The 14,335-nt window shown below is 64.9% G+C and carries 15 protein-coding genes; 8 read left to right on the forward strand and 7 right to left on the reverse strand.

What is annotated here, in order from left to right; translation table 11 throughout:
• Positions 1-50: 50 nt before the first annotated feature.
• Positions 51-446, forward strand: a complete 396-nt coding sequence (locus tag ACOQFP_RS24995) for a RidA family protein (RefSeq protein ID WP_421585809.1) — start codon at positions 51-53, stop codon at positions 444-446.
• A gap of 132 nt (positions 447-578) precedes the next feature.
• On the opposite strand, the gene egtD is transcribed toward ACOQFP_RS24995, so the two are convergent.
• The 4 genes from egtD to egtA are packed head-to-tail and all read right to left on the reverse strand — an operon-like array spanning position 579 to position 4,863.
• Entirely contained in the window at positions 579-1,553 is a 975-nt protein-coding gene (gene egtD, locus ACOQFP_RS25000) for an L-histidine N(alpha)-methyltransferase (RefSeq protein WP_341244444.1), read from the reverse strand.
• Between the two features lie 17 nt (positions 1,554-1,570).
• A complete protein-coding gene (gene egtC / locus ACOQFP_RS25005; RefSeq protein ID WP_421585810.1) occupies positions 1,571-2,305 on the reverse strand; it encodes an ergothioneine biosynthesis protein EgtC in 735 nt (244 codons plus the stop codon).
• Complete coding sequence (gene egtB / locus ACOQFP_RS25010) at positions 2,306-3,610, reverse strand: ergothioneine biosynthesis protein EgtB (RefSeq protein WP_421585811.1); 1,305 nt, start codon at positions 3,608-3,610, stop codon at positions 2,306-2,308. It lies immediately after the preceding gene.
• Complete coding sequence (gene egtA / locus ACOQFP_RS25015; RefSeq protein ID WP_421585812.1) at positions 3,607-4,863, reverse strand: ergothioneine biosynthesis glutamate--cysteine ligase EgtA; 1,257 nt, start codon at positions 4,861-4,863, stop codon at positions 3,607-3,609. Before egtA ends, egtB begins: the two co-directional genes overlap by 4 nt.
• A gap of 157 nt (positions 4,864-5,020) precedes the next feature.
• Between egtA and ACOQFP_RS25020 the strand changes: the two genes are divergently transcribed.
• Positions 5,021-6,190 (forward strand): aminotransferase class V-fold PLP-dependent enzyme, encoded by a 1,170-nt coding sequence (locus tag ACOQFP_RS25020; RefSeq protein ID WP_421585813.1) that lies wholly within the window; start codon positions 5,021-5,023, stop codon positions 6,188-6,190.
• On the opposite strand, the gene ACOQFP_RS25025 is transcribed toward ACOQFP_RS25020, so the two are convergent.
• Positions 6,133-7,080 carry a DMT family transporter gene (locus tag ACOQFP_RS25025; RefSeq protein ID WP_421585814.1) on the reverse strand — a complete coding sequence of 316 codons (948 nt, stop codon included), beginning with the start codon at positions 7,078-7,080 and terminating at the stop codon, positions 6,133-6,135. The genes ACOQFP_RS25020 and ACOQFP_RS25025 overlap by 58 nt on opposite strands.
• Positions 7,081-7,153: 73 nt before the next feature.
• Here ACOQFP_RS25025 and ACOQFP_RS25030 point away from each other — a divergent pair, with 73 nt between their 5' ends.
• The 3 genes from ACOQFP_RS25030 to pth all read left to right on the forward strand — a co-directional run bounded on the left by ACOQFP_RS25030 (position 7,154) and on the right by pth (position 9,269).
• Positions 7,154-7,750 carry a TetR/AcrR family transcriptional regulator gene (locus ACOQFP_RS25030; RefSeq protein WP_421585815.1) on the forward strand — a complete coding sequence of 199 codons (597 nt, stop codon included), beginning with the start codon at positions 7,154-7,156 and terminating at the stop codon, positions 7,748-7,750.
• Positions 7,751-7,946: 196 nt separating this feature from the next.
• Positions 7,947-8,594: a 50S ribosomal protein L25/general stress protein Ctc gene (locus tag ACOQFP_RS25035; protein WP_206490120.1), complete on the forward strand. Its 648-nt coding sequence runs from the start codon at positions 7,947-7,949 to the stop codon at positions 8,592-8,594.
• Between the two features lie 87 nt (positions 8,595-8,681).
• Positions 8,682-9,269 carry an aminoacyl-tRNA hydrolase gene (gene pth, locus ACOQFP_RS25040; protein WP_421585816.1) on the forward strand — a complete coding sequence of 196 codons (588 nt, stop codon included), beginning with the start codon at positions 8,682-8,684 and terminating at the stop codon, positions 9,267-9,269.
• A gap of 91 nt (positions 9,270-9,360) precedes the next feature.
• Here pth and ACOQFP_RS25045 read toward each other — a convergent pair whose 3' ends face one another.
• Positions 9,361-10,995: a fatty acyl-AMP ligase gene (locus ACOQFP_RS25045; RefSeq protein WP_206490118.1), complete on the reverse strand. Its 1,635-nt coding sequence runs from the start codon at positions 10,993-10,995 to the stop codon at positions 9,361-9,363.
• Positions 10,996-11,246: 251 nt separating this feature from the next.
• On the opposite strand from ACOQFP_RS25045, the gene ACOQFP_RS25050 reads away from it, so the two are divergent.
• Both ACOQFP_RS25050 and pnuC read left to right on the forward strand, forming a co-directional pair.
• Entirely contained in the window at positions 11,247-12,839 is a 1,593-nt protein-coding gene (locus ACOQFP_RS25050; protein WP_421585841.1) for a peptide chain release factor 3, read from the forward strand.
• A gap of 24 nt (positions 12,840-12,863) precedes the next feature.
• Positions 12,864-13,517, forward strand: coding sequence for a nicotinamide riboside transporter PnuC (pnuC, locus tag ACOQFP_RS25055; RefSeq protein ID WP_341244438.1), 654 nt, complete (start codon positions 12,864-12,866; stop codon positions 13,515-13,517).
• A gap of 164 nt (positions 13,518-13,681) precedes the next feature.
• Here pnuC and ACOQFP_RS25060 read toward each other — a convergent pair whose 3' ends face one another.
• Positions 13,682-13,906: a hypothetical protein gene (locus tag ACOQFP_RS25060; RefSeq protein WP_241256957.1), complete on the reverse strand. Its 225-nt coding sequence runs from the start codon at positions 13,904-13,906 to the stop codon at positions 13,682-13,684.
• Positions 13,907-13,976: 70 nt separating this feature from the next.
• Here ACOQFP_RS25060 and ACOQFP_RS25065 point away from each other — a divergent pair, with 70 nt between their 5' ends.
• Complete coding sequence (locus tag ACOQFP_RS25065; RefSeq protein WP_241256956.1) at positions 13,977-14,330, forward strand: hypothetical protein; 354 nt, start codon at positions 13,977-13,979, stop codon at positions 14,328-14,330.
• The last annotated feature ends 5 nt before the right edge of the window (positions 14,331-14,335 follow it).

The raw sequence follows: 14,335 nt of genomic DNA on the forward strand, positions 1-14,335 counted from the left end.
TGTCAACCTTCTCACGTACCAGTCCTGACGCGAGACGGAGAGAACACACCATGGAACGAACTGCGATCAATCCTGTGCAATGGTCGGTGGCCCTCGGGTTCGAGCAGGGCACACTCGTCACCGATCCCGGCCGGACTCTGTACTGCTCCGGGCAGACCGCCATGAACAGCGAAGGCGCCCCCGAGCACGAAGGTGACATGGCAGCCCAGCTGTCGCTCGCTCTCGACAATCTGGATGCGGTGCTCGCCGAGGCCGCCATGTCGATTTCGAACCTCGTGAAGCTGGGGATCTACACCACCGACATCGACCTGCTGTTTCGGCACTACGGGGTACTGATGTCGAGACTGCTTGCCGCAGGAGTCACTCCGGCCACCACCATGGTGGAGGTATCCCGATTGGCGGTCCCGGGTCAGATGATCGAGATCGACGGGATTGCCGTGGCCTGATCCCTCGTTCGGCCCCTTTCGAACGACCACGAGCGCGGCCGGTCGGCTACCGAATCCGGCCGGCCGCAGCGGGTTCAGGCGTGGGTGCAGGTCCCGCCATCTGCGACAGGTGTGCGCGCTGACGCCGAGAGGTCAGCGCTCGTTCACTCGACGGGCCACAACCAGCGCGAACCGAGATTCTGCGTCCGACCAGAGATGCTCGACGCCGAACCCCGCTGCGGCCAGTTCCTCGGTGATGCCTTCCGGGCGGAACTTTGCCGAGATCTCGGTGCGGAGATCCTCGCCGGTATCGAAGCGGACATCGAGATCGAGCTCGGCGATGTGCACGTGCTGCGGCGAGCGTGCCCGCAACCGCATCTCGATCCACTCGTTCTCTGCATTCCACAGCGCGACATGTTCGAAGGCATCGGGATCGAAGTCGCCACCGAGACGAGAGTTGATCACCGAGAGCACGTTTCGATTGAACTTCGCCGTCACACCTGCCGCGTCGTCGTAGGCGGGAACGAGAACCGACGGGTCGATGACCAGACCGACACCGAGCAGCACGTACTCTCCGGGATCCAGGGCGCCTGCGATGGCACCCAGGAATTCCTTGCGCTCCTCGGGGATGAGGTTGCCCAGAGTGCCGCCGAGAAAGGCGATGGTTCTCCCCTGCCCCGACGGAAGATTGTGCAGGGTGTCGGTGAAATCGCTGACGATGCCGTGCACGTGAAGGGTCGGGAACTCCCGCGAGATCTGCTCGATTGCCCCTTCGAGCGCTGTAATGGATACATCTTGCGGCACATAAGTTTTCAGCGAACCGTTCTTGACGCCCGCAGCGAGAAGCAGTTTCGTCTTCTCCGACGAGCCGGAGCCCAACTCGATCAGCATCGTGGATTCGGTTGCCTCGGCGATGTCGAGGGCATGCGCCTCGAGCAGCGCGCGCTCGGTGCGGGTGGGGTAGTACTCAGGCAGCTCCGTGATCTGCTCGAACAACTCGCTACCCACCGCGTCGTAGAAATACTTGGGCGAGAGCCACTTCGAATCGGCCGTGAGCCCGTCCCGCACGTCCTTGCGCAGTTCCTCGACCAGGGCCGAATCTGCCAGATGTACATCCATGGTGCTCATGACGCTCCTTCGATGGGCTACAGGCGGGAGACAGTGACATCGGTTCTCGTGGCGACAACCATGCGTCGATCATCGACGGGGGTCCAGTCCGGATGATCGTCGAGGGGCTCGGACGCAACGATGACCGCGTCTTCGGTTCGCCGCACGGACAGCGAGTGATAAGCCGCTGTGGCGTACAGGGTCTCGCCATCGGCGAGCAGCAGGTTCAATCTGGCGTCCGGTGACTTCGCCTCGACGCGTTGAACCAGAATCCGGAGAGCCGACTCGGGATCGTGGGTACGCAGCAGGTTCTGCAACACGACCCACAGGGCGGCGGCATCGGTGGGCGCGGGCAATGCCAAGGCGTCGATCGGCGGTACCTCCGACCACAATTCGGCCATCGAGTGCGGCCAGCCGAACACCACACCGTTGTGGCTGAACGCCCATCGGCCGTCGGTGAACGGAGCACAGGCGCTGCGCTCGACCGGCATGCCGACCGTTGCCGAACGCACCGCGGCGATCACAGCCCCCGACCGGATCTGACGCAAGGCGTCGTCGACCGCAGGGTCGGTCCAGATCGGCATCGGATTGCGATAGCTGTGCGCGGCTCGGTCGCCGTCCCACCAAGCGACACCGAATCCATCGGCATTGATGGTGCCACCGCCACGCATCTCGCTCGGCGCGTAGGACTGGGCCCGCAGCGAATGGTCACCCTCGGTCAGCAGCGACCCCACCGAGGTGTCCACCCCCAGGTACCCGAGATGTCGGCACATTCAGCTGTGCTCCACGTCGCGAGCCAACCTGAATCCGCTGAAGATCTGCCGCCTGATCGGATGATCCCAGTTGCGGAACGTGCCCCGGCACGCCACCTCGTCGGTGCCGAAAGATCCACCGCGCAACACCTTGTAGTCCCCGCGCAGAAACACCTCGGAGTACTCGGCGTACGGGAACGCCTCGAACCCGGGATACGGCTCGAAATCCGAGGACGTCCACTCCCACACGTCGCCGATGAGCTGATGCACGCCCGCCGCAGACGCACCGACCGGGTATGCGCCCACATCTGCTGGTTCGAGGTGACGCTGATTCAGATTCGCATGCGCCGCAGTGGGTTCGGCATCGCCCCACGGGTAGGTGCGACTGGTTCGCGTCTCGGAGTCGAACCGCGCCGCCTTCTCCCACTCCGCCTCCGTCGGCAGCCGCTTGCCTGCCCAGCGGGCGTACGCATCGGCCTCGAACCAACTCACGTGCACCACCGGTTGCCGGGTTCGCACCGGCCGGCGTACCCCGAAGCTGCGACGCCACCACGTGCCGTCGGAGTCGGTCTCCCAGAACTGCGGAGCAGTCAGGTCGGCGTCGAGGCGATGCTGCCAGCCCCTCTCGGACCAGAGTTCGCGGCGTTCGTAACCACCGTCGGCGATGAATGTCATGAACTGCCCGTTGGTGATCGGGGCTCGGTCGATCGCGAAGGTCGGCACATGCACGACATGAGCAGGCCGCTCGTTGTCCAGTGCCCACGGGTCGAGCGAGGTCCCCATCGAGAACGGGCCACCGGCGATGACCGCCTCACCCGATACCGGCACCTCCGGGTCCGGCGGAGCAGGAGCCGTCAGAACCGCGGGCCCCGAACGCAATTGATGGGTCGCGAGCATCGTCTCGTCGTGCTGCTGCTCGTGCTGAGCGATCATGCCGAACGCAAAGCCGTGTTTCTCCACCGGCCTACCCTCGAAAGTGCTGTGGTCGAGCACATCCCAGGCCTTGTCGCGCACAGTCTGGACGTAGGCACGCGCCTCCTCCGGAGTGAGCAACGGCAGCGAGGTGCGTGACGAACGCGAGTGCTTGAATGCGTCGTACAGCTCGTCGATATCGGGACGCACGGGGTCACGGCCACCGACGTCGCGAACGAGCCAGAGCTCCTCCTGGCTCCCGATGTGGGCGAGATCCCAGACCAGCGGACTCATCAGCGGCGAGTGCTGCGCCATCAGTTCGGTCTCGTCGATGCAGTCGGTGAGCGCAGCACTGCGGTTTCGACTTCGCACGAGGACCGTCTCGATCCGGTTCCTGAGTTGTTCGGGGCTCACACCGATTCCTTTCGACTCTCGAATGCTGCCGACCTCGCGTCGAATTCGCTGGGCGGCAGGCCGGAACGGCACCGGCGGGACGCGGCCGACAGTTGCTCGGCGTACTCGCCGCTGGACTCCGCCGCGAGGTTCAGCAATCCGGTTGCAGCCGTGCGCAGATCGCGATCCGCGAGTCCGACGCGGGCCGCGTCGAGCCACCGCCCGGCCGTCTCGGCACCGATCTCGGTGGCACGGGCCACGAGTTGTGGAGTGGACAACAGCGCCTCGAATGCCGCCGCGGGAACCGCCCATTGCCCGTCCGGCTGAGCATCGAGATAGCGGATCTCGAGGTGCCCGCAGGCCCGCACCGGGGGGAACAAGGTGGTCAGGTGATAATCGAGATCGCCGTACGTGGGCGGCCGTCCCACGACATCGGGATCATCGAGCCAGTGCGCGAACGTCGTCCCCGCGGGTGCTTCCCAATTCTGCGTGACGCCCTGTATGCACAACAGCGGAACGTCGAGCGCCCACCGCGCATACTCGGCGATCGGATCTGCAGTATCGGAGGCGATCGTTCTGGTGGAATCGGTTCTACTGGAATCGAGTTCGAGCCAGGTCCGCATCCGCTGGGATACCCAGTTCCCGGCGGGCGCGCCTGCGAGCTTCGGAGAGCGCGCGAACGCGGCCACGAACGCCGGGCCGATGACGTGTAGCATGCGCCACCGCGCGCCGATCTCGGCCCGATCACGACCGGCGTCGACACTGACCTGCGCCGCAGCGGTACTGCACATCATCAGTTTGCCGTAAGGGCCGATGGTGGTGAACCGAGTCTCCATCGCGCAGTACCGCGGCAGTGTGAGCAGCCGCTCGGGAGCGCGATCGACATCGGCCGCAGCGGCGAGGATCGTGATGCCGGCATCGGCAAGCAGGTCGTGCAACAACCGCGCATCGGCGTCGAGCATCGGTTCGAGACGAGAAACGGATGTACAAGGCGAACTGGACAATTCGACTTGGCCGCCGGGTTCGACGGTGACGATACTTCCGCCCGGCAACGTCAGGGCGGGTGACCGAGGATCGAGGCTGCGTGGGGAGTGGACACCGAGCGCAGCGGACAGAGCAGAGAGCGTGGGTCGCGTTCCGTCATCGAGGGCGGTGAGCCACTCGAGTTCGACACCGATCAGAGCCGGTGGACCCTGCTTGAAGCACACCTTCGATATGTATGCCTCTGCTGCTGGGCGCGAACTCAGCCCGAGGGACTTCTCGTTGGAAGACACTGCCGTTCCTACCTTCCGCACTCAACACGTTCTCTGCTTCCGAACGTACCCAGCTGCGAGGATCGAAAACGCGGTGATCCCGCCTCCGATCGAGGCTACCGATTGTGGAACCCTGATGCCCGAGAGTTCGTGCCTGATCCACGAGTAAGGACAATCGATGCTCGATCACGACCGCATTCGCCGCGATACCCCTGGGTCGTCGGGTCGAGTATTTCTCGACAGCGCCGGGTCCTCGCTTCCCCCCACCGTCGTTGTCGACACCGCCGTCGCGCACCTGCGTCGGGAAGCAGAAATCGGTGGCTACTCCGCCGCGGCCGAACGAGCGACCGAGCTCGCTGCCGTCAAGACCTCGATCGGAACCTTGATCGGAGCGCAGGCGTCGAGCATTGCACTGTCCGATTCTGCGACGCGCGCCTGGACCGATTTCTTCTACTCCGTGCCGCTGGCACCCGGTGACCGAATCCTGCTGTGCGAGGCCGAATATGCCAGCAACGCGATCTCCGCTCTACACCGCGCCGAGGTCACCGGAGCGACCGTCGAGGTGATAGCGAGCGACGAGTCGGGGCAAATCGACGTCCGGGCCCTGGAGGCGATGCTCGATGATCGCGTGAAACTGATCTCGGTGGTGCACGCGCCCACCAACGGTGGGCTGGTCAACCCCGCCCGCGCCATCGCAGACCTCGCCCACCGACACGGCGCACTGGTCCTGCTCGACGCCTGCCAATCCATCGGGCAGCTGCGCGTCGACGTCGAGGAACTCGGTGTCGACGCTCTGTCGGCCACCGGTCGCAAATGGCTCCGCGGGCCCCGCGGAACAGGATTTCTGTATGTGCGTCCTGGATTGGCGTCGACGCTGCATCCCCCGGCTCTGGACCTGCACAGCGCGCAGTGGATCGACGCGCAGAGGTATCGCGTGGCCGACGACGCCACACGATTCGAGTTCTGGGAATGCGACGTGGCCGCCAGGCTGGCACTCGGTGCTGCCGTCGACTATCTGCTCGAACTCGGCATCGATCAGGTCGAGCAGGCCGTGGTCGAGCGTGCCGAATACCTGCGCACCGGACTCAGGAAGATTCCCGGAGTGACCGTGCGCGATCTCGGCGATCGCAAGAGCGGCATCGTCTCGTTCACCGTGGACGGTGAGGAGCCCGAGGCTGTTCGCGACCGGCTGGGAGAGCAGGGTGTGAGCGTGCGAGTGAGTTACCGCAGTTCGACGCGACTGGACATGACGGACCGGGGATTGGACTCCGTCGTCCGCGCATCTGCGCACTATTTCGTCACCTTCGCAGAACTGGACACGATGCTCGCTGCGCTGGCAGGTGAGTGACAGGAAATCCGATCGATACTTCCGCTCACCTGGGGTCTGCGCAGGAACAGCGCGACCCCGACTGCCGAGACCATCAGTCCGGCGACTCCGAACCAGGTGATCGCGTCGCCGAACATGAGCCAGGCCCACAGCATCGTCGTCGGCGGCGTGAGGTAGAGCAGCACGCTGGCGCGGGTGGGTCCACTACGGCGCACCACGTACAAGAACGCGCCGTACGCCCCGAAGGTCGACAGCACGACCGTCCAGACGATGGCCGCCCCGAAACCACCCGTCATCGGTGGCGCTGCATCTCCCGCCAGCACGCTCCAGGTCATGAAACTCACCGCACTGACCGAACATTGGATGGCCATCGACAGTGCGATCGGCTCCTTCGGTGCCAGTGTTCGCTGGCCGATGGTTCCCGCTGACAACGCCAGCATTCCGGCGACCGGTAGCAGATAGACCGGCCAAGAGAGACCGGCAGCAGACAGGTCGCCGGCCACGACGATCGAGACTCCCGCGACTCCGACGAGCAGCCCGAGCACCTGCACTCGCCCGATGCGATCGCCGAAGACTCCGCTCGACGCCACCGCGACCACCAGCGGCTGCAGCGCCGCGATCAACGCGGAGACTCCGGGCGGCACGCCCATCCCGATGCCGGTGATGGTGGCACCGAGGTACAGGACCTGGCAGAGCAGGCCGATGATCGTGTGGATTCGGATGGCGTGCCAGGTCGGTCTCAGCTGCCGGTACCAACACCAGGCGACGAGCAGCACCGCAGCTGCGGAGTAGCGCCAGGCCAGCAGTGTGTGAGCGGGCGCTTCGGCCGTGCCGAGCTCGGCACCGATGAACCCGGAACTCCACAGCACCACCAGGGCTGTTCCCGCGAAGACATCGACATTTGCTTTCATGAGCAGATGTAAACATACAGGTCTGTATACTCGCAGTGCACCCCAGACTGACCAGCGCTTTCGAAAGGCAACCATGCTCGACAAGCCGCTCACCCCCGCCGGCGAACGCATCCTCACCGTCGCCAGCGAGTTGTTCTATGCCCACGGAATCCGGGCCGTCGGCGTCGACCTCATCGCCGAGGAAGCCGGCACCACCAAGAAAACCCTGTACGACCGCTTCGGCTCCAAGGACGGCCTGGTGCAGCACTATCTCGCTCGTCGATACCGACTGTGGTGCGAGCACGTCACGCAGTACGTCGACACCCTCGAACCCGGCTCCACCCGCATCCTCGGGGTGTACGACGCACTCGATGCCTGGATGCGCGGCAACCGTCGCGGCTGCGGGTTCGTCAACGCATTCGCAGAGTTCGGCGGCACCGACAGCCCCGTACTCGCGATCATCGAATCCGAGAAGGCGTGGACGAGATCATTGTTTGCGCGGCTGGCGACGGAGGCCGGATACCCCGATGCAGAAGACCTGGGAACCCGGTTGTCGTTGTTGCACGAAGGTGCCGTCGTGATGGGGACCGCAGGGGGACGAGACGATGCGATCGCGGTGGCGCGGTCGGTGGCTGCCGAGTTGCTCGCTGCGCTCGCAATGGCACGCGTAGGTGCCCCAGGGGGCACATAACCAAGCCACTGCGCAGCATCGTGTATTGTCTTCCAGGTTGTCTCGGCGAGGGTAGATCCACGATTTCCGGATCCACCGTTATCGACGCGGCTCGGCCCCGTTGGCCGCGCTCGTACGTGTCCGCCCCGACGAGCTTGACCGCCCGACGAAGTAGCCGCACGAACCACAGATCACAGCAATCAGGAGCAGTAGCACCATGGCATCGAAGGTAAACAATCTCACCGCGCAGGTCCGCACCGAATTCGGCAAGGGTGCCGCTCGCCGCGCACGTCGCGACGGCCTCGTCCCCGCCGTTCTGTACGGACACGCCACCGATCCCCGCCACCTCGCTCTCGACGCGCGCGAGTTCGCAGCCGTGCTCCGTAACAGCGGAACCAACGCTGTGCTGACACTCGACATCGCAGGTGCCGAGCAGGTCGCACTGACCAAGTCGGTCGTCGTGCACCCGATCCGTCGCACCATCGAGCACGCCGATCTCCTCGTCCTGAAGAAGGGCGAGCGCGTCACCGTCGAGGTCAACGTCGTCGTCGAGGGCGACGCCGCTCCCGGCACGCTGGTTACCGTCGACTCCACCTACGTCGAGATCGAAGCCGACGCCCTGGAAATCCCGGAGTCCATCACCGTCTCCGTCGAGGATGCCGAGATCGGCACGCAGATCACCGCCGGTGACCTGCAGCTCGGCGACGGCGTCGTGCTGATCTCCGATGCGGAGCTCCTGCTCGTCAACGTCGTCGAGGCACCGTCCGAGGACGAGCTCGAGGCAGAGGGCGAAGGCACCGAGCCTGTCTCCGAGACCGGCGAGGCCGAGACCCAGGAAGAAGCAGCGTCTTCTGACGAGAGCTGATTCCACCCCAGCACGTACAACGGCGCGCCGTCTCCCCCGGGAGCGGCGCGCCGTTCGTTTCGAAGGCGTGATGAGACAATCGAGACCGTGAGTGTTGACCCCGAAGCGCCTGCCCTGATCATCGGGCTGGGCAATCCCGGCCCACAGTACGAAAAGACCCGCCACAACGTGGGTTTCATGGTCGCCGACGCGCTTGCCGGACGCGTCGGGTCGACGTTCTCCTCGCACAAGAAGTCCAACTCCGACATCGTGCAGGCCCGCCTGGGCGCTCGCTCCGTGGTCGTCGCCAAGCCGCGCACGTTCATGAATCTCTCGGGCCAACCGGTGGCGGCGTTGGCGCGCTTCTTCTCCATCGAACCGGCGAACATCGTGGTGGTCCACGACGAATTGGACATCGACTTCGGCACTCTCCGACTCAAACTCGGCGGCGGCGAGGGCGGCCACAACGGACTGCGCTCGATCTCCCAGCACCTGAGCACCAAGGACTACCTGCGGGTTCGCGTCGGCGTCGGGCGGCCACCCGGCCGAATGGATCCGGCGTCGTTCGTCCTCAAACCGTTCTCCGCAGCCGAGCGCAAGGATCTCGGCGTCGTCGTCGAAGAAGCTGCCGATGCCGCAGAGCTACTGCTCTCGGCCGGCCTCGAAGCAGCGCAGAACAGGGTGCATCCACGCTGAACCTCACACCCCTGTTGTGAGGTGCGCGCCCGTTCTCGCCACCGAGCACACGCGCGCACCCGGCACAAAGGGTGTGAGGTCTCCAGCCGCGTCAGTTCAGCAGCGACGCCGAGTTCGCTCGTCGCAGTTTGCCGCTCGATGTCTTCGGAATACTGCCCGGCCCGAGCACGGCGACGGTACGCGGCCGCACCCCCACCTCCGAGTGCACCGCGTGGACCACCTCACGTTCGATGCGTTTGACCTCGTCCGGATTGCCGATGTCGTTGGTTTCCACTGCCACAGCAAAGCTTTCGCGCTTGTCCCCGGCATCGAGCCGAATCGCGACGGCATTTCCCGGTCGCACACCCGCGACGGTGCCTGCAGCCCGTTCGATGTCGGTGGGATAGATGTTGCGGCCACCCATGATGATGACGTCCTTGATACGTCCGCATACCACCACCAGTTCGTCCTCGGTGATGTAGCCGACGTCGCCGGTATCGAGCCAGCCGTCCTCGTCGAGAGTCGAGACCGGACCGTCGACGGTGATGTATCCGGGCGTGACCGCCTTACCCCGCACCTCGATGATGCCGACGCCGCGAGCGGTGAGCACCTGCCCCTCCTTGTCCACGACGCGACCCTCGAGACCGGGAACGAATTTGCCGAGAGTGGCGAGGGATCGGGTGTTTCCCCGGGTGGAGGGGACAGCGCGCCCCAACGTCTCGAGCAGGTCCGCGTCGACCACGTCGATCACCTGCCCCCGCCCCGGATCCGGAATCGACACCGCAAGAGTCGTTTCCGCCATCCCGTACACCGGTGCCAGCGCGAGCGGATCGAGCTTGTATGCAGCGCCTGCCTCGGCCAGCGAGATCATGGTCTCCGGATCGACCGGTTCGGCTCCGTTCCAGGCATACCGCAGCGTCGACAGGTCCAGATCCAGATCGTCCTCGGCCTGACGCAGTCTCCGGGCGAGCAACGAGTACGCGAAATTCGGTGCCGCCGTGACGGTTCCGCGATACTTGTGAATGAGCTTGGCCCACAACAGCGGGGAGCGCAGGAAGTCCAGGGGCGTGATGCTGACGACCTCGGCACCGACCTGCATCGGCACCGACAGGAAACCCACCATCCCCATGTCGTGGAACAGCGGCAGCCAACTGACCATCACATCGGAATCGACGTCGAACTCGATGCGATCGATCATGGCGTATGCATTGACGTAGAAGTTCTCGTGCGTGATCCGTACCGCTTTCGGCGAACCGGTTGAACCGGATGTGAGCTGCTGCAACGCGATATCGGACTCGGCCGTCGGTACCGGATCGATGTCGCGACCGGTCTTCATGTCCGCTATCGAGAGCACCGTGATGCCGCGCTCCGCGAGCACCGGCGCGGCGATGTCGAACGGGGGCCCGAGGATCACCGCCTTGGCCGCGATCATCCGCACCACGGTTTCGGTGTCCGCGCCCCACACGGCCAGATCCGTTCGCGGTGTCGGCTGATGCAGCATCGTCACCGATCCCCCGCGCATCCACGTCGCCTGGCACGCAGGCGCGATGTCCACGGGCTGGCCCGCCAGAATGCCGATGGCATCTCCGTGTTCGACGCCCGCATCGGCCAGAGCACCCGCCATACGACGCGCCTGCTCGTGAATTTCTCCCCAGGACTGCCGCAGCGCTTCGTCGGGCTCGCCGGTGACCAGACCACGCTTGCTCGAGCTCGCCGTCTCGAACATCTCCTCGGTGAACTTGCTCAACGCGCTTCTCCTCGTGAGGTCAGCCCCGCCCCACCCTTCACACTAGGCAGTCCTGCCCCGATCGCGGGGCACAACAGGCCGCGTATCCTATGAATTCGACCGCCGGATTTCTGCCCGATGACCCTTGTCGGTGCAGCCCTTGCCAGAAGAATGAGGTTTCAGTGAGTACCCCGTCCAGTACCCCCGACGTCGATGCAACGCTCGAAGGGTCCGGATCGAACGGCGGCTCGTCTCGGAACCCGGCAACCGAAGTGGAGACCGAGGTCGCCCGACGTCGAACATTTGCGGTGATCTCTCACCCCGACGCAGGCAAGTCGACACTCACCGAGGCCCTCGCACTGCACGCGCGCGTCATTTCCGAGGCCGGTGCCATCCACGGCAAAGCAGGCAGGCGATCGACCGTCTCCGACTGGATGGAAATGGAGAAGGCGCGCGGCATTTCGGTCAGTTCGACCGCACTGCAGTTCAACTATCAAACCTCCCCCGATGTCGAGATCACCAACGTCGTCAACCTCGTCGACACTCCCGGCCACGCCGACTTCTCCGAGGACACCTACCGCGTGCTCACGGCCGTCGACGCAGCCGTGATGCTCATCGACGCAGCGAAGGGCCTCGAACCGCAGACCCTCAAGCTGTTCCAGGTGTGCCGTCAGTTCGGCATTCCGGTCATCACCGTGATCAACAAGTGGGACCGCCCTGGCCAGGCACCCCTCGAACTGCTCGACGAGATCGAGTCACGGATCGGCCTCACCCCGACGCCGCTGTACTGGCCCGTCGGCATCGCAGGCGACTTCCGCGGTCTGCTCGACGTGCGAGACGGCAGCTACATCCGTTTCACCCGCACCGCCGGTGGCGCGACCATCGCACCCGAGGAACTGATGACGGCCGAGGCCGCCGCCGAACGCGAGGGCGTCGACTGGGACACCGCCGTGGAGGAGAGCGATCTGCTGCTCTCGAGCGGCCAGCAGCACGATCAGGAAATGTTCCTCGCCGGTCAGACGTCGCCGGTGATCTTCGGCTCGGCGATGCTCAACTTCGGCGTCCGCCAGATCCTCGACACCCTGGTGGCGCTCGCACCCGCGCCGGGACCTCGTGAAGACGCCTCGGGCGGCGAGCGCAAGGTGACCGACCCGTTCAGCGCTGTCGTGTTCAAAGTGCAGGCAGGCATGGACACCGCGCACCGAGACCGACTGGCCTTCATGCGCGTCGTCTCCGGAGTCTTCGAGCGCGGCATGGTCGTCACTCACGCCCAGACCAAGAAGCCGTTCACCACCAAATATGCACTGACGGTGTTCGGACGCGATCGCACGACCGTCGAGCACGCCTACCCGGGAGACATCGTCGGCCTGGTCAACGCCACCGCACTCGCCCCGGGCCACACGCTCTACACCGACAAGAAGGTCGAGTTCCCGCCGATTCCGTCGTTCGCGCCCGAGCACTTCTCCGCACTGCGGGTCGACAGCGCAGACAAGTACAAGAAGTTCCGCCGCGCCGTCGAGCAACTCGATTCCGAAGGTGTGGTGCAGGTACTGCGCAACGACGTTCGCGGCGACGCGTCGCCGGTCCTCGCGGCCGTCGGTCCGATGCAGTTCGAGGTGGTCACCGCTCGAATGAAGACCGAGTTCGGCGTCGACGCCCGCATGGAACCCCTCGGGTACTCGCTGGCTCGGCGGACCGACGCGGCCTCCGCGGCCGAACTGGGTCGTCAGCGTGGTGTCGAGATCTTCACCCGCACCGATGGCGCGCTTCTGGCACTGGTGAGCGACAAGTGGCGCTTGCAGTACCTCCAGAAGGAGATGCCCGAGCTGACCCTGGAGCCACTCGTCGCCGCCGGCGATCAGTAGCATGCTCTCGCTCGTTGCTGCCTCATGCTGATCGAGCTACTGAACGCCGAATTCAGCGTGTTCGGCCATCCCGTGCTGTGGCGTGAGGTGGTCGGCAACGGCTTCGGGTTGGCCTCGGCAATCGGCGGAATGCGACGCGTCGTCTGGGCATGGCCGGTGGGGATCATCGGAAATGCGTTGCTGTTCACCGTCTTTCTCGGCGGCGTGTTCCATACGCCGCAGGCGCTCGATCTCTACGGTCAGGCGGGACGTCAGTTGATGTTCATCGCCGTGAGTGTCTACGGACTGGTGCGCTGGCTACGAGATTCCAAGCGCACGGGGGCTGCGGTGCTTCCGCGTTGGGCCACGGCGCGTGAGCGGTCGGCAATGCTCGTCGTCGCGATCGTCGGCACGGTGGTGTTCGCGCAACTGTTCGGCTACCTCGGCTCGTTCGGCAAGTGGGCCGATGCGTGGATCTTCACCGGATCGATGCTGGCGACCTTCGGGATGGCGCGCGGTCTCACCGAGTTCTGGCTGATCTGGATAGCGGTCGACGTGGTGGGCGTTCCCCTGCTGATCGTCGCCGGCTTCTACCCGTCCGCGGTGCTTTATCTGATATATGCGGCGTTCGTGGCCTGGGGTTTCGCGGTGTGGTTCAGGATCCAGAACAAATACATCGGTCAAAAAATGGCGTCTTAAACAATCGTGATGCTACTCTCAGAGTGTCCGAACAAACTTCGAGTACGTTTTCACGTGCTCGACGTCGAGTTGTTCGTTGCGATCGGTACTCGATCGTGACATCTCGGCGCGGAACCACCTGGGAATCACGATGAAGTGGAAGACGACATGACAAAGGGATCGAACTACCCATTGGCCGGGATCAAGGTCGGTGGCGTTCCCGCCCATCGGTTGGCGACGCCATCCAGGTCCGACTCTGCTTCGCCCGCCGGTGCCCGCTCCGATTCTTCGGCGGCAGCCCCCGCCGAGAAGCCGGTCGAGTCCGCTACCACCGAGAAGTCGTCGGTAGCGCCCGCGTCCACCGAGAAGGCGTCCGCAAAAACGCCAACACCAGCAACGTCGTCCGGCACGGAGTCAACGCCTTCCCGCGCGGACCGACGTCTTCCAGAGAAGCCCGCCAAGGAATCGAACGAGGTTGAAGTGACTACAAGCGATCAGATCTCAGAACACGGCCTGCCCACCAACGGCCGCTCCACGTCTCACGGATCCAACTCCAGCTCCTCGCCGACGCTCGGTCGCGGCCAGGCACCGGACCGTCGCACCGCGATGGGCGTCGCATCCGTGCGTATCGCAGGCCGGCTGACGCAGAACGAGCTCGGCAGCCGCACCGGCGACATCCGCACGCCCGACACCTCCGTCGGCCCCGACGAACTGCTCCAGCTCCTCGGCGAGTACCTCGTCTCGGGTGGCCTGCAGAACCCCGAGATCCACGTGCGTTCCAACGGTCAGACCATCGTGCTGGACCTGCAGAACCCGGCCAAGGGTTACCGCTGATCCGC

Origin of the sequence: Rhodococcus sp. MALMAid1271 (assembly GCF_049195265.1) — a bacterium.
Lineage (GTDB): Bacteria > Actinomycetota > Actinomycetes > Mycobacteriales > Mycobacteriaceae > Rhodococcoides.